14 protein-coding genes are annotated in these 24275 nt (G+C 51.7%); 8 read left to right on the forward strand and 6 right to left on the reverse strand.

Annotated elements, in window-relative coordinates:
• Positions 1-46: 46 nt before the first annotated feature.
• Positions 47-9163: a retention module-containing protein gene (locus tag FDW92_RS14285; RefSeq protein WP_042310652.1), complete on the reverse strand. Its 9117-nt coding sequence runs from the start codon at positions 9161-9163 to the stop codon at positions 47-49.
• Between the two features lie 332 nt (positions 9164-9495).
• On the opposite strand from FDW92_RS14285, the gene FDW92_RS14290 reads away from it, so the two are divergent.
• The 3 genes from FDW92_RS14290 (at position 9496) to FDW92_RS14300 (ending at position 14482) form a co-directional block, all read left to right on the forward strand.
• Entirely contained in the window at positions 9496-10839 is a 1344-nt protein-coding gene (locus FDW92_RS14290) for a TolC family outer membrane protein (protein ID WP_042310654.1), read from the forward strand.
• A 90-nt stretch (positions 10840-10929) separates the two neighbouring features.
• Positions 10930-13122 (forward strand): type I secretion system permease/ATPase, encoded by a 2193-nt coding sequence (locus FDW92_RS14295; protein WP_042310656.1) that lies wholly within the window; start codon positions 10930-10932, stop codon positions 13120-13122.
• Between the two features lie 25 nt (positions 13123-13147).
• Positions 13148-14482: an HlyD family type I secretion periplasmic adaptor subunit gene (locus FDW92_RS14300; protein WP_042311154.1), complete on the forward strand. Its 1335-nt coding sequence runs from the start codon at positions 13148-13150 to the stop codon at positions 14480-14482.
• A 41-nt stretch (positions 14483-14523) separates the two neighbouring features.
• On the opposite strand, the gene FDW92_RS14305 is transcribed toward FDW92_RS14300, so the two are convergent.
• Entirely contained in the window at positions 14524-15129 is a 606-nt protein-coding gene (locus FDW92_RS14305; RefSeq protein WP_042310657.1) for a helix-turn-helix domain-containing protein, read from the reverse strand.
• Positions 15130-15572: 443 nt separating this feature from the next.
• Here FDW92_RS14305 and FDW92_RS14310 point away from each other — a divergent pair, with 443 nt between their 5' ends.
• The 4 genes from FDW92_RS14310 to FDW92_RS14325 all read left to right on the forward strand — a co-directional run bounded on the left by FDW92_RS14310 (position 15573) and on the right by FDW92_RS14325 (position 20641).
• Positions 15573-16358, forward strand: a complete 786-nt coding sequence (locus tag FDW92_RS14310) for a winged helix-turn-helix domain-containing protein (RefSeq protein WP_042310660.1) — start codon at positions 15573-15575, stop codon at positions 16356-16358.
• Positions 16358-16870, forward strand: a complete 513-nt coding sequence (locus FDW92_RS14315) for a hypothetical protein (RefSeq protein ID WP_042310661.1) — start codon at positions 16358-16360, stop codon at positions 16868-16870. The genes FDW92_RS14310 and FDW92_RS14315 overlap by 1 nt, the downstream gene beginning before the upstream one ends.
• A 241-nt stretch (positions 16871-17111) precedes the next feature.
• Positions 17112-19673 (forward strand): DNA mismatch repair protein MutS, encoded by a 2562-nt coding sequence (mutS, locus tag FDW92_RS14320; RefSeq protein WP_042310663.1) that lies wholly within the window; start codon positions 17112-17114, stop codon positions 19671-19673.
• Positions 19674-19786: 113 nt separating this feature from the next.
• Positions 19787-20641, forward strand: coding sequence for a tetratricopeptide repeat protein (locus FDW92_RS14325; RefSeq protein WP_042310665.1), 855 nt, complete (start codon positions 19787-19789; stop codon positions 20639-20641).
• A gap of 126 nt (positions 20642-20767) precedes the next feature.
• Here the strand turns inward: FDW92_RS14325 and FDW92_RS14330 are convergent, their stop codons facing one another.
• Genes FDW92_RS14330 through FDW92_RS14345 form a run of 4 tightly spaced genes read right to left on the reverse strand, consistent with a single transcriptional unit; the run spans position 20768 to position 23668 of the window.
• Entirely contained in the window at positions 20768-21394 is a 627-nt protein-coding gene (locus tag FDW92_RS14330) for a hypothetical protein (RefSeq protein ID WP_042310668.1), read from the reverse strand.
• Positions 21395-21400: 6 nt separating this feature from the next.
• Complete coding sequence (locus FDW92_RS14335; RefSeq protein WP_038633131.1) at positions 21401-21637, reverse strand: non-oxidative hydroxyarylic acid decarboxylases subunit D; 237 nt, start codon at positions 21635-21637, stop codon at positions 21401-21403.
• 10 nt (positions 21638-21647) lie between these two features.
• Positions 21648-23075, reverse strand: coding sequence for a non-oxidative hydroxyarylic acid decarboxylases subunit C (locus FDW92_RS14340; protein ID WP_038633134.1), 1428 nt, complete (start codon positions 23073-23075; stop codon positions 21648-21650).
• Positions 23075-23668, reverse strand: a complete 594-nt coding sequence (locus FDW92_RS14345) for a non-oxidative hydroxyarylic acid decarboxylases subunit B (protein ID WP_042310669.1) — start codon at positions 23666-23668, stop codon at positions 23075-23077. Before FDW92_RS14345 ends, FDW92_RS14340 begins: the two co-directional genes overlap by 1 nt.
• A gap of 158 nt (positions 23669-23826) precedes the next feature.
• Between FDW92_RS14345 and FDW92_RS14350 the strand changes: the two genes are divergently transcribed.
• Positions 23827-24231 carry a MarR family transcriptional regulator gene (locus FDW92_RS14350; protein ID WP_137400651.1) on the forward strand — a complete coding sequence of 135 codons (405 nt, stop codon included), beginning with the start codon at positions 23827-23829 and terminating at the stop codon, positions 24229-24231.
• Positions 24232-24275: the final 44 nt, after the last annotated feature.

Consider the following 24275-nt stretch of genomic DNA (forward strand, 5'->3'; position numbering starts at 1 on the left):
ATACCCTGATGCCGCTGCCCTGTTCGCACAGGGCAGCAAGCAACGGTTAGTGAGTCGGGTTGTGATCGGGTTTGGCTATCAGGTGATCCAACGAGTAGGTCGCAGAATGCAGATCGCCGCTTGCATGAGTAGACAGCGCAGTATCAATGCCATGCGCGACCTTCGCCGGACTGGCGATCTGATGATGATCGCCGCCGCTTTGAATGTACTTCGCAATATCCACGCCTTCGTGCAGTTCACGCGCCAGATCGCTGAGATCGACTTTATCGAGCACGGCCTTCGCCTTATCGTCAGCGCTCAACACGGCAGTTGCCTGCCCGTGTCCGGTCGCGGCTGGCGCATAAGACAGAGATAATGCGTTGTCGTCGAACAGGTTGTGCAGCGCATGCTGCATCACGGCATGATTTCCTTTATCCGCCGTATGCCCTTTGTGTGGTGCCGGATCGTCCATCGTCACATTCAGCGTTTGCGTATACGGCGTAATATTGCCGTGGTCATCATGCGCCTCAACCAATACGCTTACGCGGTTATGGCCTGCCCGGAACGCTGAGGTCTCGGCCTCAATGTCATAGGTCAGCCCATTATTGCCCTGATGAAGAATCGCATCGTACTGATGCCCATTTACCAGCGCTTTAATATGCTCCCCATCATGCACATCACCGCTCACGCTGCCGGTGATATGGGTGATAGCCCCCTGTGCTTCCGCACGTGAGATGTGGTTATCACCGGTGAGTTTATCCACGATAAGCGTGGCGTCTGCCTGTTGATCCACTGCATAGGTGTGGGACGTTGTCTTTGAGTACGGGTTACCTGGCGCATCATGACCGTTGACCTCAACCGAGAACGCGGTGTTCGCTTTCATCACATCGCTGTCTACATCGACATGATAAACCCGCTCACCATTCCCCAACGTATCTACCGAACCTGTATATTCATGACCACCAATCTTTAATTTGATCGAATCCCATACATCCACATCGCCGCCAAGATGCCCGGTTACTCTCACCATCGTTCCCTGGAGTTCCTGATGATTCAGGACGTTATCCTGGGTGACGCTATCAATATCCATCGTTCCTGCAGCGGTCCTGTCGATAGTGATGGTCTTATCGGTCTGGATCTCATCACGGTTACCTGCATCATCATGGGCGGTGACGTGAGCGGTTATCTTTTGATCGTGAATCAGGTCAACCGTACTGGCATCTACGCTAAATACCTTCTGTCCGCCGCTGTTTTTCACATCAGCCACCAGATCTTTACCGTTAACCGTGATGGTCACCCGATCGCCAACATCCACATCCCCGGTCACATAACCGCTGATGGTGGTTTTCGCATGCTGAGTTTCCTCGTTATTCAGCACATCATCGACTGACACCTTATCCAGCACGATGCTGGCATCAACCTGCGTATCGATAGTGACCGTTTTGTCGTTTACGGCATGCATTGGGTTCAACGCCGAATCCTGCCCTTCTACGCTGACGTGAATATTCGGGTCATTTTGCAGCCCGACCGTACTCACCATCGCTTTATAGCCCAGTTGCCCGTTCATATGCGGCAGCTCAATGACACGCGTATGTACTGTGACGCCATCGACGAGAATGGCGACTTTATCACCGAGATGCACGTCGCCATCCACCGTACCACTCACCTCTACGCTTCCGGCTTTCACTTCATCAGCATTGATAATATCGTCGCCGCCGACGGTGTTGATGGTCACGCTGCCGCTTGCCGACTTATCAATCGCATAGCCCTGCGTGAAGCTGGCAGGCTGCACGTTGCCGTGATCGTCATATCCTGAGACTGTCGCGACAATCGTGCGATCGGCCAGCAGGTCTTTGGTGTAAATATCGACGCAGTAGTGATGGTTATTATCGACAGTCGCCGCATAAGGGTTTCCGTTAACCGTCAGCGTCACCTTATCGCCGGGGTGCACATCTCCGGATACCGACCCCGTTACTGTCATCTTAGGTTGCAGCGATTCCCGCGCGTTCAGCACATTGTCACCGGCAATGTTATCTATCGTCACGCCAGCATTAGCGCTCAGATCGACCACGACATGGCTGCTGGCAGAGGCGCTCCCCTGATTGCCATTATCATCCGTCGCCATGACCGTCGCGATAATATCCGGGTTATTGTGCAGATCGTTGATACTGACCTTCGTCGACCAGACCAGGTGACCATGTTTATCATCATGCACGACTGCAGTTAGCGTATTGCCATTGACCTGCAGACTCACCACGCTGCCATCGTGGATCCCTTCGCCGCTGACCGTGCCGCTGACGGTCGTTTTCCCGCTTTGCGCCTCAGCAGCATTGATAACATCATCACCGGCGATCTTATCCATCGTTATCTGCAGCAGGTTATCCGTATCGACGGTGATGGTTTTCTGCACCGTATCTGTCGCTGCCCCAGCCGTGATAGAGACATCAAACATCGGGTGCGCCTGCAGTTCATTCGTTGGCACATCCACTTCGTATGCCAGCTGTCCCGGCATCGTCGGAATGCTCATAACATGCCCGGTGTACTGCACATGATTGATGGTGACAATCACTTCGTCCCCGGACTGAACGTCGCCGCTGACCAGACCACGGATTGCCGTCGTTGCTTTCTGCGCTTCATCGTGGTTGAGAACGTCATCGCCCGCCACCTTATCAACGGTAAGATGCACGGTCGGTTGGTGAGGTTGCGTGGTTCCCGTCCCCGTGGTGGGGACAGTGATCGCAGGTGGCGTAGTGAATCCGTACGGGGTATTGCCGATTACTGCCGTATGGTGTAACCAGGGCAGATCGATAAATTTATGCTCCGTCGCCGTGGCTGTATTGCCATGATTATCATGAGTAGTGATGGCAACCAAAATATTGCCATTATCGTCAAGATCACCGGTACCAATGTTTGCCTGGTAACCGAGTGTGCCATCAGCCAGAGTCACAACATGGGTGGTATAGACAACTCCGTGACCGACAGTAATGGTTATCGTGTCCCCCGAAATAGCATCGGGGTCTACATGTCCGGATACAGAGATAAAGTCAGGTCTGGAGCCAGGAAGCAGATTATTCGCGACCGTCTGACCTGGCGGTAAACCAGTGGAAGCCTTATCAATCGTGATCCCGGCATCGGCAACGGTATCAACCAGCACCGGCATGTCATCGTGCCCGTGTGCAATATTGCCGGCGTCATCTTTGGCCGTCACTTCGGCATGAATATGCGGATCCATTAGTAGATCCAGAGTCGACACCTTAGTGCTGAAAGCCCGCTGGCCGCCGTGATCTTCCACCTGCGCATAGTAGATCTGATGGTTGATGGTGAGTTCAACCGTATCACCGATTTTGACATCGCCTCCCACCGTACCCGTAACCGTCGTTTGCGGCTTAAGGGCTTCGTCGTGGTTAATCACCGCATCACCACTGCCAGTGACGATCGGATCGATATGAACAATCGCGTCAATCTGGTCGTCGATAATCACGGTGCTGTGCGCATCTGCCGTGGCGTTATTTCCTGCCGCATCAGTGGTAGTGATGGTTGCGGTGATATGCGGATCGTTTTGCAGCCACTGGGTATCAACATCAGTGGAATACCCCAGGATTCCCAGATTTGGCAGGTTCGTCACCGTCGCATCAACCATATGGCCGCCGATATTCAGGTGCACCACATCATTAACCCTGGCATCACCGCCCACCGTACCGCTGACGATCGTCGTGGTTTGCCCCAATTCGATCTTATTCAATACATCGTCGCCCGTTACCGGATCGATGGTGATTGAGGCCAGCGCTTGCGCGTCCAGCGTAACCGTATGATGCGCTGTAATTTGCGCATGGTTCAGGGCATCGTCCGTGATATCCATGATGACGCTGATATGCGGATCGGCAACCAGATCGGCCGTCGCAACGGGAACGTGGAATCCCATTTGTTGATTACCGCGATCCTCCACCACACCGGAATAGGTATGGCCGTTGATGGTCATAACCAGCGGATCGCCGGGGTGAACTTCCCCGCTCACCGTCCCGCTCACCATCGTATAGCCATGCATCTGCTCAGCAAGGTTCAGAGTATTATCCGGCGTCACGGCATCAATGGTTATCTGCGCATCGACACGGGTATCGATAATCACTGTGGTTTCTGCATTGGCCGTCGCCGGGTTGCCCGCGCCATCGGTGGTGCTGACCGTCGCGGTCAGATGCGGATCGGAGATAAGATCGGCGGTACTGACTTTAATGCTATAGCCGAGAACTCCACCTCCAGTATCACCCACTTTCCCCGTCAGGACGTGGCCATTCACGGTGAGATAAACGACGTCATTTACATGAACATCCCCAGCCACTTTCCCGGTCACATACGTGAATGGTTGTTTTGATTCATCGCCATTAATCATATTGTCACCAGTGACGGGATCAATCGTCAGCATGGCTTTGGCATGTAAATCAACCAGCAGGTCGTGCGTTATCTCCGCTTGCTGGAAATTATGCACATTATCTTCGCCGACTACGCGGGCCACGATATGCGGGTCTTTGACCAGATCGCGGCTCAGAACGTCCAGCTTATATCCCAGCGCATTGTTATGTTCCGGGAGTGCCTGCGCGGTTGTTTCGTAGGTATGACCGTTGACGATGACCTGAACTTTAGCGCCCGCGTGTACATCGCCGGACACCGTGCCCATCACCTCAGTGAGATGTTTTGCTGCTTCCGCGCCGTTGAGCTTGTCATCGCCCGCTACCGTATCAACGGTGATTCCCGCCCCGGCATGATTATCAATATGCACCACACGGGTTGCGGTGGTAATCACCTCATTTTCCACCGCATCGTGAGAGGTAACCGTGACCTTAACGGACACATTCTTATCCTGGGGCCCCTTATTATCACTGAACGCCGTTGAATCAACGGGGACTTGATAGCCCAGATGTCCGCCGCCAAGGTCGATGACCTTGCCGTTAAACGTCTGGTGATTGATCTCAACGATCACCGCATCGCCAGGCTGCGCGTCTCCTCCCACCTTGCCGCTGATGAGCTGCATCGGCGTATCCAGCTCCTGGTGGTTAAGGTTGTTGTCGTCAGTAACCTTATCAATAGCCACGGTGCTGTGCGCCTGAGTATCCAGCGTGACGGTTCTATGCTCCACCGCAACCGCCTGATTGCCCGCAGCGTCGTGGCTGACCAGCGTGACCATTACGTCGTTGCTGCCTTCCTGCAGCACACCCGTTGGAACAAACACTTCGTAGCGCAGAACGCCGTGATCGTTAACCACCGTGCCGCTAAAGTCCTGATTTTGCCCCTGCACGTGAACAGTCACCGCGTCACCCGCTTTGGCATCCAGACCTTTCGCGATACCGCTAATCAGCGTCGGCATGCGGTTTTCAATGGCGTTTACCACGTCATCGGACGCCACCACTGCGGTCGTCACCACGTTTTTAGCAAAGTTATCGATATGCACTTTATGACTGTCAGTCGCGATGGCAAGGTTACCCGCCGCATCATGCGAGGTAACCGTGACGTGCACGTCGACATCCGTCAGCACATGAACGCTGTTGTTTGCAAACGCTGATGAGTCCACATCAATGCGGTAACCCAGCTTCCCCTGACCAAGGTCAATGACCTGACTCTCGTACTGATGACCATTAACCACCAGTTGGATCGGGTCGCCGACCTTCGCATCTTCCCCCTCGACAATGCCCGTAATGCGCTGTGTCGCCGCAGACAGTTCCTGGTAATTGATGACATTGTCCGTGGCAATGTTATCCAATGAGATAGCGTTATGCGCATCCGTATCGAGGGTGATAATACGGTGCGATTCACTGGTCACTGCGTTGCCCAGCGCGTCATGGCTGAGCAGTGTTGCGACCACCGCATTCTTACCTTCATGCAGAGTTCCATGCGGCAAAACCACTGCGTAGCGCAACTGACCATTATCGTTGATCACCTTGCCGCTAAAGTCCTGTCCTCGTACGCTGATGGTCACCCCATCGCCAACTCTGGCATCGCCCCCCGCCACGATACTCACAATGGTGGGCATGCGATTTTCGTTGGCATTCACCACATTGTCCGTCGCTACCGCATCAATTTTGAGCGTGTTTTCCGCATAGTTATCGATATGAACTTTATGCGTATCGGTGGCGATGGCCAGGTTTCCCGCCGCATCATGAGAGGTAACCATCGCGGTAATATTCACATTCGTCAGAACATGGCCGTTGTTATCGGCAAATGCAGAAGAGTCCACATCGATGCGATAACCCAGCTTACCGCGGCCGAAATCAACCACCTTACCGCTGTACTGATGACCATTTATCTCCAGTAAGACCGGATCGTTGACCTTCGCATCCTCACCGCCAACAAAACCGGTAATCGTCTGTTTAGCCGCAAGCAGTTCCTGGTAATTCAGCGCATTGTCTGCAGTGAGGTCATGTATGCGGATAGTATTATGCGCCTGCGTGTCTAACGTGATGGTGCGATGTGCCAGCGCGGTGGCTTCATTTCCCACCGAGTCATGACTGACCAACGTCACCACTACGTCGTTTTTACCTTCCTGCAAGGCCGTCTTCGGCAACGCGATTTCGTAGCGCAGCTGCCCGTTATCATCAACGATTGTTCCGGCATAGTTTTGCCCATGGACGCTGACGGTGACCGCATCGCCCGCTTTAGCATCACCACCGGCTTCCCCGCTAATTAGCGTTACCATACGGTTTTCAATGGCGTTGACCACATCGTCCGTCGCCACAGCATCGATGCTGACCTGATTGGTGGCAACGTTATCAATGTGGACGCTGTGTGTGTCGGTGGCGATCGCCAGGTTACCCGCCGCATCATGAGAGGTGACCGTGACCTTCACGTCCACGTTACCGTCGACCGGCACGCTGTTGTCAGCAAAGTCTGCGGTGTTTACCGTGATACGGTAGCCCAGCGCATTGTGGCCTAAATCTATAACCTCCCCGCGGTACTGGTGACCGTTGATCTCCAGTTGTACCGGATCGCCAGGTTTAGCATCGTCATTGCTGCCAATGGTGCCGGAGATCACCTGGTTACGTGTGTAAAGCTCGCTACGATTCAGGGTGTTATCACGATCTACATCATTGATTGTCAGCGAGTTATGCGCCTGAGTGTCGAGCGTGACGGTACGGTGCGCGAGCGCGGTGACTTCGTTACCCGCCGCATCGTGGCTGACCAGCGTGACCACCACATCGTTTTTACCTTCCAGCAGCGTTCCTTTCGGTAATGCCACTTCATAGCGCAACTGACCGTTATCATTGACCACCGTTCCGGCATAGTTTTGCCCCTGTACGCTGACGGTGACCGCATCGCCCGCTCTGGCATCACCGCCTGCCACACCGCTAATCAGCGTGGTCATGCGGTGTTCAATCGCGTTGACCACATCATCCGTTGCCACCGCGTCAATGTTGACCTGATTGGTCGCAAGATTATCAATGTGCACGCTGTGGGTGCCGGTGGCGATCGCCAGGTTTCCCGCCGCATCGTGGGAGGTAACCGTGACCTTCACTTCCACGTTCCCATCAACCGGAATGCTGTTATTGGCAAAGTCGGAAGCGTTAACCGCAATACGGTAGCCCAGCGTATTGTTGCCAAGAGCGATCACCTGACCGCTGTACTGGTGACCGTTAAGCTCCAGTTGTACCGGGTCACCCACCTTCGCGTCTTCGCCGCTAACGGTTCCGGAGATAAGCTGGTTGCGCGCAAACAGTTCAGCGCGGTTCAGGGTGTTATCGTCGGTGACGTCATCAATCGTCAGGGCGTTGTGCGCCTGGGTGTCCAGTACCACGGTACGGTGCGTCACGGCAATGGCTTCATTACCCACATCGTCATGGCTAACCAGCGTCACCTGCACCTCATTCGCGCCCTCTTTCAGGGTGGCTGAAGGCACCACGATCTCATAGCGTAGCTGCCCATGATCTTCGAAAACCGTGCCATGATATTCTTTGCCCTGAAGGGTCAGCGTGACCGGGTCGCCCGCTTGCGCATCGCCGCTGGCGACGCCAGAAATGACGGTCGGCATACGAAACTCATTGGCATTGACGACATCATCATTCGCCACCACTTCAATAGTCACGGCGTTTTGCGCGGATAAATCAGTATCAACATGATGATCGGTAGAAACCGTCGTGCGATTTCCGGCATCGTCGAAAGAGGTCAGCGTGGCGTGAATATTCGGGTCGTTCAGCAACCCCTGAGTCTGTACCGGAATGGTATAAATCAGAGCGCCATTGCCCGGGTCAGTAACGACGCCGGTATATTCTTTACCATCAACCAATAAGGTAACGAGATCGCCTGGTCGGGCATCACCACCAACAGATCCATGGATCATCGTCTGCGGCTGGCGGGACTCGGCGTAGTTAATGAGGTTATCCGGCGTGACGCTTTCAACGCTAATGTTGATGTCTGGTCCGGTAATATCAATCAGCGCATGATCGACACTTTCTGCCGTTCGTCCTGTGACATCGGTCGCTATTGCCACTACGGTGACATTTCCTGGCACTAATCCGCCCAGATCGGTATTAATATTCCAGTGACCGTTATTCACCGGAACCTCAACGGTGAATGTGTTTTTTTGGCTATCGGTGAAGGTAAGCGTGACGTGATTTTGATTACTGGTGCCGCTTAAATGTGTCTGGTGGAATTCACTTTTGTTAATAAAACCGTCATTGCCGGCAAACTCGGTAATTTGTACTTCAGGCGGGAAAACGCTCGCCGAGCCTGCTCCCCCAACTGGCAAGTTGATATCCCAGTTCGGGCTGCCGAGACCTTTTGTATTAAAACCCGCCGTAGGATCAACCACCTGTCCGGTTAATTCAAGCTGAACCAGGGTGTGACCACCGCCACCGCCCTCAAGCTGTACCGGCGCGTCATTACCCGCCGCGGTGGCTTCCAACACCTGCGTCGGGTCAGCGCCGTCGGCAATGGCTTTTTGTACGGCGGCAATATCCTGGGCATCATGCTCCGGATTATGGTTGACCTGTAGCCCGTGCTCACCCCAATGGCTGTTACGGCCAATATCCAGCGTCTTCCCGTCTGGTAAAGAGAGACTCACCGCGCCGCTGGCGCCGGTCACAATTTCCTCACCGCTATATACCCTGTCGCCTTCATGAACAAGTCGTTGTGTGCCATTAGCATCAACAACGTATACCTGCCCAATGATTGCTTTGATCACACCGAGTAATTTGCTCACCGTAACCTCACTTAATTACCATCATTATTTTTATAAAATCGTTAATATATTAACGAACAAATATCACATTCATTTAATGTAAACATTAATATCTCAATGTAGAAAAAAACACATTTTAAAGAATGCAATTACATGAGACTTGACTGGCAAATGAATATAATAAAAAATAACCAAAAATAAAACACGATGTGACAAAACATGTCTGAGAATAGCTGACCACAAGCTTCAATTAAGACAATTTACCTTTGTTAATTAATATAACGTGTTTGTAAAAATGGATGATAGCGACGACAGCAGGATGTCATAACCGTGTCATATAAGGCATTCATGTCATGAAGAAGTTTTTAGTTTTTCTGCTTTCATGCTTTTCAATATCCTCAGTAAATGCAGAAGACTTACAAAATACCGTTAAAAACGCTTTAGCTAATCATCCTGAAGTTAATGCCGCAATAAATAGCCGTTATTCTTCAGAGCAAGAACTGCGGGCCGCTCAAGGTGGCTATTTACCCTCACTCAATTTAAATGCTGAAGCTGGGCGTAAAAATGTTGATGATGCAACGACTCGCGCGGCAGGACGTAATAACGGTCTGACCCAGTCACCTAACGAAGCGACGCTGAGTCTTGAGCAAAATGTGTTTAATGGCTTTGCCACCTCCAGCGAAGTTGCACGGCAAAAAGCGACCGTTGACTCGCGCGCCTGGAGCGTGATGAACACCAGCGAAAGCACCGCTTATGCGGTCATTCAGGCCTATTTCGACGTGCTACAACGCGAAGAGTTTGTTCGCCTTGCTGAGGAGGATCTGGCGAACCACGAACGCATTTACGACCAGATAAAACTGCGTACCGATCAGGGTGTTGGGCGCTCCGGGGACTTTATGCAAGCCGAAGCGCGTCTGGCGCAGGCGCGTAATAACTTGCTGACCGAGCAGACGAATCTTGAAGACGCGAAAACCACCTTTGTCAGCGTGACAGGCATGGATCCGCAAGGTTTAAGCCTGCCCGAGAGTATTGACTCTCAGTTACCCACCTCGCTGGAAGACGCCAAAAGTCGGATGGAAAAAAACAGCCCATTACTGAAATCCGCCAATGCGGATATCGAAGCCGCGCATCAGCAGTATGAGGCTTCGAAATCTACCTTCTATCCGCGCGTGGACGTTGAGCTTTCCCGCGGGATTAGTAATAACACCGACACCACCCGCGCCCATACTGAAGAGTGGGAAGCGATGGTAAAACTGCATTACAACCTGTACCAGGGCGGCAGCGACAAAGCCAATATGAACTCCCGCGCGTATCTGCATAAACAGGCGCAGGACGTACGCAATAACACGCTACGCCAGCTAAATCAGGAGCTGAGCCTGGCCTGGACGGCGTTACAAAACGCACGCGCTCAGCTTCCTTCAGCGGAAGAATATGCCGACCGTAGCGTCAAAGTGCGCACCGCTTATCAGGATCAATTCAGTCTTGGCGAACGTACGCTGCTGGATTTGCTCGACAGTGAAAATGAAGTTTTTTCTTCTAAACGTCGCCTTGTTGAACTGCGTTATCTGGCGATGACCAGCGGCTACCGTATTAGCGAACGCACGGGTGAATTAATGAATATTCTAAAAATCACACCGCCGCCATCAGGACAACCGGTGGATTCACAAGAAGAAAATAGCTTACCGGATCTGCATTAATAATTATTAATCCAAAATAAATCTCTGACCTGCACGCTGATAATTAGCTTGCTATTATTTCAACGTGCACGGTCAGAAATGGTTGCGAAAATGAGTGCACAAGCTGAATTATTAAATGAAGTATCCGGGAATTATGCCTGCCCTAATTCTCAACATCACGATCCCCGCAGTTATAATGACGATCCGCTATTAGATAGCTTACTCATTCTGTGTGCATTACACGGTAAACCGGCGAGTCGTTCAACATTAAGCAGTGGGTTGCCATTAGAAAACGATCGGCTCACGCTGAATATATTTCCACGCGCGGCGGCAAGGGCCGGTTTAAAGGCGCGGGTTGTCACGCGCGCACTCGATAAAATTCCGGTCATGTCTCTGCCTGCGGTCCTGTTACTGCGTTCTGGCGGAACCGGAGTATTACTGGCATGGAACGATGACGGCAGCGCCCGCTTTATGCCCAGCGAAAGCGAAGGTGGGGAAATTCGGCTCGACAGCGTCACGCTTGAGCAGAATTATGCCGGGAAGGTCATTTTCGCCCACCCTCGTCACGAATTCGATTTGCAGGCGGAAGCTTTTCTGCCACGTACCAAATCCTGGTTTAAAGACACGCTGAAGCTGTCACGTTTCCTGTATATGGATGCGGTGCTGGCTAGCCTGCTGATCAACCTGATTGCTCTCGGCACGCCGCTCTTCACCATGAACGTCTATGACCGGGTCGTACCTAACCAGGCAACGGTCACGCTGTGGGTGTTGGCGGTCGGTATCTGCCTGGCTTTTGTTTTTGATCTGATATTGAAAATGCTGCGCGGTATCTGCCTTGATATTGCGGGTAAAAAAAGCGATCTCATCATCTCCTCGACCCTGTTTGAGCGCATTATCGGCATGGAGATGAAAGAACGTCCGGCGCGGGTGGGCAGCTTTGCGCAGAATATTCACGAGTTTCAGTCACTGCGCGATTTCCTCTCATCACTTACGCTGACGACGATTATCGATCTGCCCTTCACCCTGCTGCTGCTGATCGTCATCGGGATTATTGGCGGAGCGCTGGCCTGGATCCCGGTCCTGACGCTGCCGATTGCTTTGTTGTGCAGTTGGGCGTTACAAAAACCGGTCAACGCGGCAGTCACTAAAACCATGAGTCTCGCCAGCGAACGCCAGGCATTGCTGATTGAAACCCTGAGCAGTCTGGATGCCATCAAAGTGAATAATGCCCAGAGCGAGCGCCAGTATCAGTGGGAACAAACGCTGGGCAGCCTGAGTCGCCTGGAGTTACGGGTGAAAACGTTGTCCAGCCTGGCGAGCAACCTGACCGGCTGGTTCCAGCAAATCTCCGGGGTGGTGATGATTATCGTCGGGGTGTACATGATTATCGGCGGCAAACTGAGTATGGGGGGACTTATCGCCTGCTACATGCTCAACGGCCGGGCATTAATGCCGCTGGGTCAGTTAACCGGCCTTATCGCCCGCTATCAACAGGCGAAGCTCACCATCAAAAATACCGAGAAAATGATGTCGCTGGCGCAGGAGCGTCGCGCGGATGAAAATCCGCTCAAACGTGAGCAGCTACAGGGCAGCATAGAATTTCGCGATGTCGATTTCAGCTACCCGGAACAACAGAACCTGTCGCTGCAAAAAATCAATCTGACCATTCAGCCAGGGGAACGAATCGGCATCATCGGACGCAGTGGTTCCGGTAAAAGTTCGCTCAGCAAACTGCTGGTCAATCTGTACCAACCCAGCGCCGGTAATATTCTGATCGACGGTATCGATTCTCGTCAGTTGGATGTGAACGATCTGCGCCACAGCATCGGCTACGTGCCGCAGGATATCCAGTTGTTCAATGGCACGCTACGCGACAATTTGCTGTGCGGGGCGCGTTATATCGATGACGAAACCATGCTGCGGGCGGCAGAACTGGCGGGCGTCAACGATTTTGCGCGCTTGCATCCAGACGGCTACAACCTGCAGGTTGGCGAGCGCGGCTCCCGACTTTCCGGCGGGCAGCGGCAGGCGGTGGCGCTTGCACGCGCGCTTTTGCTGGATCCGCCTCTTCTGTTACTGGATGAACCCACCAGCTCGATGGACAACACCAGCGAGGAGAAGATCAAACACGCGCTGCTCCCCTGCATCGCAGGCAAAACGTTATTACTGGTTACGCACCGCGCTTCCATGCTATCGCTGGTTGACCGCCTGATTATTGTCGATAAAGGACGCATCATCGCGGATGGCCCGAAAGCGGTGGTGATGGATGCGTTGAAAAAGGGGCAGATTAATGCATCTCGCTGATTTCCTGGCTCGTGCCAGCCGTGCTATGCAGCACTACTTTCATGGCCGTGATGAAAATCAAACTGACAGTATCAATGAAGTCAGCCAGGCCATTATTGATGACTCCCCGAGAGTGATTCGACTGACGCTGTGGACGATCCTCGCGCTGGTGGTGTTGTCTTTCGTGTGGGCTGGCTTTGCGAAAATCGATGAAGTCACCCGCGGGGAAGGTAAAGCGATCCCTTCATCCAAACTGCAAAAAATCCAGAACCTGGAAGGGGGGATCGTCACCGAGCTGTATGTGCATGAAGGGCAAATCGTTAACGCCGGAACACCGTTACTGCACCTGGATGACACGCGCTTTGCCTCTAACGTCGGCGAAACAGAAGCGGATAAACTCGGCTTGCGTGCAAAGGTTGAACGTCTGACGGCGGAGGTTGAAAACCAGGACTTTGTTATTTCGCCAGAGATTGCCAGCAAAGCGCCGGATGTCGCACGGGGAGAAACCGAACTGTACAACAGCCGCCGGGAGCAGTTTCATAACGAAATATCCGGGCTGGAAGAACAACTGGTGCAGAAAAAACAGGAGCTGCGCGATTTTGAATCTAAGCAAGATCAGTTCAAGCACAGCCTTGGGCTAATACGTCAGGAAATCAAAATGTCCGAGCCGCTGCTCGCCTCGGGCGCCATTTCAAAAGTTGAACTACTGCGTCTGCGTCGTACCGAAGTGGAAACCGCCGGGCAGCTCAATTCTATTAGCCTGTCGCTGCCCAAGGCCGCATCAGAAATTAACGAAATTGAGAATAAAATCGGTGAAAGCCGTGGCCGTTTCCAGAGCGATGCGCTGGCGCAACTCAACGAGGCGCGCACGAACCTGAGCAAGGCACAGGCCAGCGTTAAAGCGCTGGAAGACCGGGTGAACCGGACGATGGTCACCTCACCGGTGCGGGGTATCGTTCAGCAGGTGATGGTGAATACTATCGGCGGCGTCATACAGCCTGGCAGCGATCTGGTAGAAATCGTTCCGCTGGATGACAAGCTGTTAATCGAAGCCAAAATACAGCCGCGCGATATTGCCTTTCTTCATCCGGGCCAGCATGCAATGGTGAAATTTACGGCCTACGATTACACCATCTATGGCGGTCTGCAAGGCGAAGTGGTGCAGATAAGTCCGGACACCGTCACCGATAAACAGGGGCGAAGCTTTTATATTGTTCGCCTGCAAACGGACAAAAACTACCTGGGAACGAAAGAACATCCGATGCTGGTAATCCCCGGCATGATAGCTAGCGTCGATATTCTCACTGGCAAGAAAACGATTCTCAGCTATCTGTTAAAACCGATTATTCGCGCTCGCGCGGAGGCGCTCAGAGAACGTTAATCGCCTGCGCTCCCTTTCATCATGTCAGGGAGCGCATAAATTTATAACGGAGTACAGAAGGAAAGTTTTCCCCGGTTTAATGTGATTTTCCCGTCATTAACCAGTTCCTGTAAAACCTTGTGGATGGCGCTGCGAGAGATATGATTACGGGTCAAAATAAAGGTGTATACGGACGTTTTCTCACGCACCTCAGGTTCCATCGACCAAATATATTTTACGTGTTCAATAATCTGCTCACGAATGGTGCGATGGGACTGCAACGCTTCACGCTGAAAATAGCGTTGCAGGTGATGCGTTAAGATATCAAACGCCTGCTTCCATAAGTTTTTAGCGGTAAACATATGATCTGCATTCTGCACGCTCATCGCCCACATTTCGCAATCGGTATCGCAACGTAAATAGTGCCCGGCGACTTCAGTACGCATTTGCGGCAAACCGAGTATGGCCGGAGCAGAAATACTCACGGTGACTAAGTCATTTTCCACACGATAAACAGAGACGGTCCCTTTCTCCAGAAACAAGATATTTCCATCAACCTTCAGATCAATACGCTGGCGTTTTTTGCGTAACGACAGCCAGGCATTCTCTGACTTCTTCATTTCATCACCCACAAGTACTACAGCATTTTCAATTTCTTTCTGGAACATGGGACTCTCTACCGCAAATTATGGTTTTATCAAAATTCACTTAGCATCAAAATAAATGTCAGCCTTCAAGCAGGCTGACATTTATCCTTTCTCTACATCTACCACCGGCATTCCCTGGTGCCGTGACGCGTTCAGAGACATGATGTTTTCGCGTGGTGGCGTCAGGCAGTATATTGCGCTGTCCATAAAGAATTAATGGCAATCATCTTTGCGGTCACTCTTTCATCTTTCTCTTCTTTGCAGCATAGCCAAAAAGACACAACCAATTGATTTATATTCACTTTATTTCAATTAAAAAGTTATCATTGTTAGTATATTATGATACTAATTTGAAACACTTCGCGATCTTCGTTGTAGGATCGGGTCCATGCTGGTAGCTATTATGGGCTAAGTGGTATCATGACTTACCAACCGCCTGGCGCACCATTAAGAGTAGAGAAACTATGTCTGAGACTGGCAATGTCAGTTATCTGATTGAAAATAGAATCATATTTACGCCAGACACACAATCTCTGGCGCGAGTAGCTCAACCCAATCAGCAGATAAAACTCAAACACTCAGCCTCATTATGTCTTTTATTACTTATTCAGCATCGCGGTCAGGTGGTTTCACAAAATGAACTACTGGAGTTCGGCTGGGGTAAAAATCATCGTCAGGTTAGTTTCAATGCCTTTTATCAAAGCATTCTCTCCCTACGTAAAAGTTTGCAGCAGCTGGATCTGGAACAACCACTGATCACAACAATCCCTCGTAAGGGGCTGATTATTCAGGAGTCGTTTGACATTCAGGCGATTGAGACGCCAGAGAGTATCTCTTCTTCAGGTGAAGAGTCCGTAGCCCCGGATACCGTTACAGAGGAACTGCTGCCTGGGACACCGCGTCAATCTTTGTTCACCACCGCAGAAATAATCATGGCGACGCTGACGCTTATAATTTGCGCGCTGATATTATACCCCTGGCAGGCCAGCGATGATTATTTTTCCGACTATATCAAGGCCAGCAAAACGCCAACTGACTGTCAGTATTATTTTAATAACGATGCCAGTAATTTCTCCCGGCATACGGCGTTTGTCGACAAAAATCCAGGGCTGTGTCAGAGCAATAAATTCATCTATATTACGACCTACCCTGAGTCAAAGAAATTGTCAGTGCTTGTATGTCACTCACCGATGAAAGCCAGGCAAGAAAACGCCTGTCAGTCGGTTTATTACCCCCGGTATGATAGCTAATGAATTTATATCCCCGAACATCCCGCATCCAGACAGGTGTTATCCTGCTGATCTGTTTTGCTGCGCTCATGGTTACTGCCGTCTATCGGTTCAATAAAAACACAGGTGAACTTCATAATCTGACCTGTCGTTCAGCCATCGAAATAGTACGTAATACAAGCTCATTTCGTGGGATTATTGATATTAAAATCGGCGGGAGTAAAGGCATTGTGAATGTTGATGGCATCATCAAAGATGCCAGAAATAATGAGCAAACCGTGCAACGCATGGTCCTGTTTACACAATCCAGCTACGGCTCAAGTCCGGTCTGGATTTCACAGAAAATACAAATATCCAATCGCGAAACGGCCCCCGCCAGCCTTATTCAGGAACTGCTCCCCGACTTTTTCCTGACCAATACCAGCGTATCCAACGTCGATTATTTTGCGCTAAATAGCAAGACGTATCTGATTACCAAAGAAGGGATCCCTTACCTGTACTGCCAGAATTATGCGTTGCCGCAAAATGAATAATAAGTAAGCGTTCTGGCGGCCAAACCTACGGGGGAATGTCCGTGGATGAATTTATCGTTCCCCCCTCCCCAGAATACATTGTCATCGTCTGATTCGCCCCGGAGCGGAACCTGGATCGAGAAGTCATCCTTCCCCGCTTTCCCTGAAAAGCATATCTCCGTTATCATGTGTCTCTTATGTGATAACAACGAAAACAAGAATATCGCAATCCATTGAAAATCAGGGAACTGGACACAACTCCATGAGTACAATCGATAATCTCGACGCCCACACCCCCATGATGCAGCAGTATCTCAAGCTGAAGGCTCAGCACCCGGAAATACTGCTGTTTTACCGCATGGGCGACTTTTACGAACTGTTTTATGACGATGCGAAACGCGCGTCTCAGCTGCTTGATATCTCCCTGACTAAGCGCGGCGCATCCGCAGGCGAGCCCATTCCAATGGCGGGTATTCCCCACCATGCGGTAGAAAACTACCTCGCCAAGCTGGTCAATCAGGGGGAATCCGTCGCTATTTGCGAACAGATTGGCGATCCAGCCACCAGCAAAGGTCCAGTTGAGCGTAAAGTGGTACGTATTGTCACGCCTGGCACCATCAGTGATGAGGCGCTGTTACAGGAGCGCCAGGACAACCTGCTGGCTGCCGTCTGGCAAGACAGTAAAGGCTACGGTTATGCCACGCTGGACATCAGCTCCGGGCGTTTTCGCGTTAGCGAGCCTGCCGACCGCGAGACCATGGCCGCCGAACTGCAGCGTACTAACCCGGCTGAACTGCTGTATGCCGAAGATTTCGCAGAAACCTCACTGATTGAAGGACGTCGCGGCCTGCGCCGTCGTCCGCTGTGGGAATTTGAAATTGATACTGCCCGTCAGCAATTAAACCTGCAGTTTGGCACACGAGACCTGATTGGCTTTGGCGTTGAGAACGCCCCACGCGGGTTATGCGCTGCCGGCTGTCTGCTGCAATATGTGAAAGATACCCAGCGCACCTCGCTGCCGCATATTCGTTCCATCACTATGGAGCGTCAACAGGACAGCATCATTATGGATGCCGCCACGCGCCGCAATCTGGAGATCACCCAGAACCTGGCGGGCGGCGTTGAAAACACATTGGCTTCGGTACTCGACTGCACCGTAACACCGATGGGCAGCCGTATGCTCAAGCGCTGGCTGCATATGCCGGTCCGCGACACCAAAATCCTCACCGAGCGCCAACAGACCATCGGCGCGCTACAGGACACCACCAGCGAATTGCAACCTGTGCTGCGTCAGGTGGGCGATCTGGAACGCATTCTGGCTCGTCTCGCGCTGCGTACCGCGCGCCCGCGCGATCTGGCCCGCATGCGTCACGCTTTCCAGCAACTCCCTGAACTACGTGCGCAACTGGAAAACGTAGACAGCGCCCCGGTGCAGATGCTGCGTGAGAAAATGGGTGAATTTGCGGAGCTGCGTGAACTGCTGGAACGCGCCGTGGTGGAAGCTCCACCGGTGCTGGTACGCGACGGCGGCGTCATCGCGCCTGGCTATAACGAAGAGCTGGACGAGTGGCGAGCGCTGGCTGATGGCGCAACCGACTACCTCGACAGACTGGAGATCCGCGAACGCGAACGCACGGGTCTCGATACGCTGAAAGTCGGATTCAACGCCGTTCACGGATACTACATTCAGATCAGTCGTGGACAGAGCCATCTGGCGCCCATTAATTACGTGCGTCGCCAGACATTGAAAAACGCAGAACGCTACATCATTCCAGAGCTGAAAGAGTATGAAGATAAAGTTCTGACTTCCAAAGGTAAGGCGCTGGCACTGGAAAAACAGCTATACGACGAGCTGTTCGATATGCTGCTGCCGCATCTGGCTGATTTACAACAGAGCGCCAGCGCGCTGGCGGAACTGGACGTCCTGGTCAACCTGGCAGAACGTGCTTATACGTTGAATTACACCTGTCCGACCTTTACCGATAAACCTGGTATTCGTATTACCGAGGGGCGTCATCCGGTGGTGGAGCAGGTACTGACAGAGCCGTTTATCGCCAACCCGCTCAACCTATCCCCACAGCGCCGGATGCTGATCATTACCGGGCCGAACATGGGGGGTAAAAGTACCTATATGCGCCAGACCGCGTTGATTGCGCTACTGGCTTATATCGGCAGCTATGTTCCGGCACAAAAAGTCGAGATAGGGCCTATCGACCGTATCTTTACTCGCGTAGGTGCGGCGGATGATCTGGCATCCGGTCGTTCCACCTTCATGGTTGAGATGACCGAAACCGCCAATATTCTGCATAATGCTACCGAGAACAGCCTGGTGCTGATGGATGAGATTGGACGCGGCACTTCAACCTACGACGGCCTGTCGCTGGCATGGGCGTGTGCAGAAAACCTGGCTAATAAAATCAAAGCATTAACATTGTTCGCGACCCACTACTTCGAACTGACTCAGTTACCGGAGAAGATGGAAGGCGTCGCGAATGTACATCTGGACGCGTTAGAGCATGGCGATACCATCGCCTTTATGCACAGCGTACAGGATGGTGCGGCGAGCAAAAGCTATGGCCTGGCGGTAGCAGCCCTGGCTGGTGTGCCGAAAGAGGTGATCAAACGCGCGCGGCAAAAACTGCGTGAACTTGAAAGCATCGCGCCGAATGTTGCCGCAACCCAGGTCGATGGAACGCAGATGTCGCTGCTGTCGGTTGCGGAAGAAACGTCACCCGCCGTTGAAGCGCTGGAAAACCTCGATCCGGATTCACTCACGCCTCGCCAGGCGCTGGAGTGGATCTACCGGTTGAAGAGTCTGGTGTAAAAATTATATCCCAGTAGGCAATTTTTGCCTGCTGGGATATCGCATCCTATTTTTTATTTAATACAGGAGAGTATAATAAATTCAGTCCACCACCGTAATTATTCAAGGTATTTATGAAAAGGATATTTTTATTTATAACATTAATTTTTCAACTTTCAATTACCTGCTATGCAAAATCGTCTCCTTCGCTTGATGATCTTATTCAAGCGGAAGAGCGCTATTCCCAAACCAAACAGGAAAACCTAAAAAATATTATCGAAAAAGCACAAAGTGGTGATACCAAATCGCAGCTTATGCTAGGTATTGCATACAAAGAGGGTATCAACGGAATTATTAATCGCGACAAAGCATTTTATTGGTTTAATCTGGCCGCCGAACAGAACAACAGTGATGCACAATTTTATTTGGGCACGTTATACCATAATGGCGACAATGAAACACCACCGGATTATGGCAAAGCCATAAGTTGGTATGAAAAGGCCGCAAATCAAGGCCAACTTCAGGCTCAGGTTAACTGCGCTAACATCTATCAGTTTGGCCCCGAAGCGTTTCGCAATATTGATAAAGCAACGTTCTGGCTAACAAAAGCAGCAGAACAAAACGATCCCATCGCCCATGCTAACCTGGGAATTATTGCTGCCGATAATAAGAATTTTAAACTGGCGGCATATCATCTTAAGTTTGCCGCTGAGAAAGGTTACCGTATAGGTCAATATAATTATGGTACGCTTTTCTTATCAGATGATCGCTTCAAAAAAGATCTCCCTCAGGCAAAAATTTGGCTTGAAAAAGCAGCTCAGCAAAATCTTCCGGAAGCCCAGATTTCATTAGGTAGGTTCTATGCCTGGGGATTCGATGAAAAGGGTATTGATAAAGAAAAAGCGATGTTCTGGTTAAATAAAGCAAAAGATGCAAATGCCATAACTGAAAAGGAAATCGACGATATTCTTGCTAAAAAAAACAATTGATATCCCCCTGATAGCATGATGCTATTGGGGAAACATATACTATTTCGTCAGTAAGTAATAATTCTGAACAATCTCACCGGAAACTTCCGCTGGGAAAGATATCTGAATACTGTCAGGTTCACCTCCTCAGCGTTGCGCCATCGGCGTACAACTCTGGAGAATGACGCCAGAAATAGAATCTTTGCTATATTGCCTTACCGCATAGCTTGGCGGTTCATTGACGGTAATATCTGTATAATCAGCGTACGTAACGCGTTGTTCCCGGAAAAGTTCACGCACAGTATTTGCCATTTCAGGATTTCCAGGAAAATCGACCCGCAGGGTTGAAAGATCGAGCTCAGTACGTATTTTTCGCTGCTCTTCTTGAATGTTTCCTTCTACCGAAACAGACACATACATATAGGGTTTTGCTGCATTAACGAGTAAATAGGTTATCTCGCTATTATAATAGAGATGATTAAATTTCCGACCAGTTACCGTCATTACAGACATAATCTGGATCGGAATTGTGCCATCGCCACTCTTAACGTCCATGTGGGCCTGACATTTAATAACGGAGCCGACGGACTCGCTATTATAGATTTGCATAATTTGTTCATGTGATGCGCTTTGCGCGCCAGAACTTATTCCCAGCAAAAATAATAAAACGACCCGCCGGTAGAATGACATATTTTTGATGATGTCCTTGCTGTCATGTTGCAAAAAAGAATTTAAGCAATTATAGGCCGGGTAAGGCGAAGCCGTACCCGGCATTTTTGATTAGCGCTTATCTTCCGCCAGCAGCGGCGGGATACTCGGCACCATTGGCGCGTCGTCGATATCTTTCTGCGTCATGCGAAACGCTTGCGGGTAATGCTCGCGGCTGGTACGGCGCAACGGCTCGGTATTGCGCCAGGTGTACAGACAGTGCTGACACTGATATACGGTCCAGACACCTTTGACCGGCGAGTTCGCCATCACTTCAATATGTTCATCGGCACAACGTGGACAAATCATCTGCTACTCCTTATTTACGGTTGGCCAGCATGGCGGTCAGCTTTTCAGCCCAGGCTTTTGTTTCCGGTAAATCGCATACCGGTTGGCTGTAATGACCTCGATTATCCGGTGCAACCGGTGTCGTGGCATCGATGATGAGCTTGTCAGTAATCCCCGCCGGACTGGAACCCGGATCAAGTTCCAGCACCGACATATTCGGCAGTTGCACCAGATCGCCCGCCGGATTGACCTTCGAAGAGAGCGCCCACATCACCTGCGGCAGGTTGAACGGGTCAACGTCTTCATCAACCATGATCACCATCTTCACGTAACCCAGGCCGTGCGGCGTGGTCATCGCACGCAGACCCACCGCGCGGGCAAAACCACCGTAGCGTTTTTTGGTGGAGATAATCGCCAGCAATCCGTGGGTGTACATGGCATTCACCGCCTGCACTTCCGGGAATTCGGCTTTCAGCTGTTGATAAAGCGGTACGCAGGTCGCCGGGCCCATCAGGTAGTCGATTTCGGTCCACGGCATACCGAGATAGAGTGATTCAAAAATCGGTTTGCTGCGATAAGAGACTTTATCGATACGCACCACGGTCATATTGCGTCCACCGGAATAGTGGCCGGTGAACTCGCCGAACGGACCTTCGATTTCGCGTTTACGGCTTTCAATGACCCCTTCGAGGATCACTTCAGAGCCCCACGGCACGTCAAAACCGGTCAGCGGCGCGGTAGCGATCGGATACGGACTTTCACGCAGCGCCCCCGCCATCTCGTATTCAGACTGATCGTATTTCAGCGGCGTGGCCCCCATCAAAGTGATGATGGGATCATTACCCAACGTGATGGCAATCGGCAGATCTTCACCGCGCTCTTCCGCTTTATGCAGGTGCAACGCGATATCATGCATCGGCACCGGTTGCAGGCCAAGCTTGCGTTTGCCCTTCACTTCCATACGGTAGATGCCGACGTTCTGCTTGCCGAAGTTGTCCCGATCCAGCGGATCGCGCGACACCACGCAGGCTTTATCCAGGTAGAAACCGCCGTCGCCATCGTTCAGGCGAAACAGCGGCAGAATGTCGAAAAGATTAATGTCTTCGCCGTCGACGGTATTTTCAGCCCATGCCGGGTTCGCACGGCGTTCAGGGGCAACCGGAAATTTATCCCAGCGACGGATAAACTCATCAATCTGTTTTTTCACCGGGGTATTTGGCGGCAGACCTAAAGAGATGGCGTGATTCTGCCATGAACCGATGGTGTTCATCGCCACGCGGGCATCAGTAAAACCGCGAATATTGTCAAACCACAGCGCAGGCGCGCCATCACCAATACGCCCGGTCGCGTTGGCCGCCGCCGCCAGATCCGGCTCGGCGTTAACTTCCTCACTGATTTTCAGCAATTGTCCCTGGTCGTCCAGCGCCTGCAAAAAGCTGCGCAAATCATCAAATGCCATTATTCGTTCTCCTGTGCAAAATTCTGCGCCTGTCGTAATCCCTGCCAACGACGGGCGTTAGGGTGTTCAAGCCCAAACTGGTCGAGCACGCGCGCGACAATGTGCTGCGTGATGTCATCAACGGTTTGCGGATGGTTGTAAAACGCGGGCATTGGCGGGACCATCGTCACGCCCATGCGAGAAAGCGCGAGCATGTTTTCCAGATGAATAGTGCTGAGCGGCATTTCACGCGGAACCAGCACCAGTTTGCGCCCTTCTTTCAGCACTACATCAGCGGCGCGCCCCACCAGCCCTTCCGCGTAACCTGCGCGAATACCGGCCAGCGTTTTCATGCTGCAGGGGATAATGATCATGCCGTCAGTACGAAACGATCCGGAGGAGATGGTCGCGGCCTGGTCCGCCGGGTTGTGGCAATAGTCTGCCAGTGCGGATACATCGCGGACGCTGTACGGCGTTTCCAGCTCAATGGTCGTTTTGGCCCACTTTGACAGCACCAGATGGGTTTCCACCCCCGGCATTTCCCGCAGCGCCTGCAGTAGCGACACACCGAGCGGCGCGCCGGTAGCCCCCGTCATTCCTACGATCAGTCTCATTCAACCCCTCAATTTGTTCGTGTACGAACGTTTTGATTAAAATACTCCCACAATTCATTGTGGGCAAGGCCACCGCGCACGGATCGCTAAAACAGCAATGATTAAAAAAGGAGGCGTAACCCGTTATGATAGAGACTGACAGCAATCCCGGAGCTCTCATGCCGTTACGAAATAAAGCGTTTCACCTTTTACGTCAGCTTTTTCAGCAGCATACGGCTCGCTGGCAACATGAGTTACCAGAGCTAACCAAACCGCAGTACGCGGTAATGCGTGCTATTGCCGAACAGCCCGGTATTGAACAGGTCGCCCTGACCGAGGCGGCGGTCTGTACCAAAGCAACGCTTGCAGAAATGCTGAGCCGGATGGAAAAGCGTGGACTGGTCAGAAGGGAACACGACCCCGCGGATAAGCGTCGACGGTTTGTTTATTTGACTGCGCAAGGAGAAGCATTATTGGTCAGCGCAACCCCGCAGGGAGATCGCGTGGATGATGAGTTTCTGGGCAGACTTAGCGAGGAAGAACGCGAACAGTTCACTCGTCTGGTGCGCAAAATGATGGAATGACCCGCCGGGCAATATTCTACTCAAAGAAAAAGGCCAGTCTCGAT

The sequence above is a fragment of the Citrobacter sp. wls706 genome (assembly GCF_005281305.1).
GTDB classification, from domain to species: Bacteria; Pseudomonadota; Gammaproteobacteria; order Enterobacterales; family Enterobacteriaceae; genus Citrobacter; species Citrobacter werkmanii.

Bases quoted from the DNA above. Each gene is read 5' to 3' on its own strand.
- FDW92_RS14290 (WP_042310654.1), top strand. From the start codon at position 9,496: ATGAAGAAGTTTTTAGTTTTTCTGCTTTCATGCTTTTCAATATCCTCA.
- FDW92_RS14295 (WP_042310656.1), top strand. From the start codon at position 10,930: ATGAGTGCACAAGCTGAATTATTAAATGAAGTATCCGGGAATTATGCC.
- FDW92_RS14300 (WP_042311154.1), top strand. From the start codon at position 13,148: ATGCAGCACTACTTTCATGGCCGTGATGAAAATCAAACTGACAGTATC.
- FDW92_RS14305 (WP_042310657.1), bottom strand. From the start codon at position 15,129: ATGTTCCAGAAAGAAATTGAAAATGCTGTAGTACTTGTGGGTGATGAA.
- FDW92_RS14310 (WP_042310660.1), top strand. From the start codon at position 15,573: ATGTCTGAGACTGGCAATGTCAGTTATCTGATTGAAAATAGAATCATA.
- FDW92_RS14315 (WP_042310661.1), top strand. From the start codon at position 16,358: ATGAATTTATATCCCCGAACATCCCGCATCCAGACAGGTGTTATCCTG.
- mutS (WP_042310663.1), top strand. From the start codon at position 17,112: ATGAGTACAATCGATAATCTCGACGCCCACACCCCCATGATGCAGCAG.
- FDW92_RS14325 (WP_042310665.1), top strand. From the start codon at position 19,787: ATGAAAAGGATATTTTTATTTATAACATTAATTTTTCAACTTTCAATT.
- FDW92_RS14330 (WP_042310668.1), bottom strand. From the start codon at position 21,394: ATGCCGGGTACGGCTTCGCCTTACCCGGCCTATAATTGCTTAAATTCT.
- FDW92_RS14335 (WP_038633131.1), bottom strand. From the start codon at position 21,637: ATGATTTGTCCACGTTGTGCCGATGAACATATTGAAGTGATGGCGAAC.
- FDW92_RS14340 (WP_038633134.1), bottom strand. From the start codon at position 23,075: ATGGCATTTGATGATTTGCGCAGCTTTTTGCAGGCGCTGGACGACCAG.
- FDW92_RS14345 (WP_042310669.1), bottom strand. From the start codon at position 23,668: ATGAGACTGATCGTAGGAATGACGGGGGCTACCGGCGCGCCGCTCGGT.
- FDW92_RS14350 (WP_137400651.1), top strand. From the start codon at position 23,827: ATGCCGTTACGAAATAAAGCGTTTCACCTTTTACGTCAGCTTTTTCAG.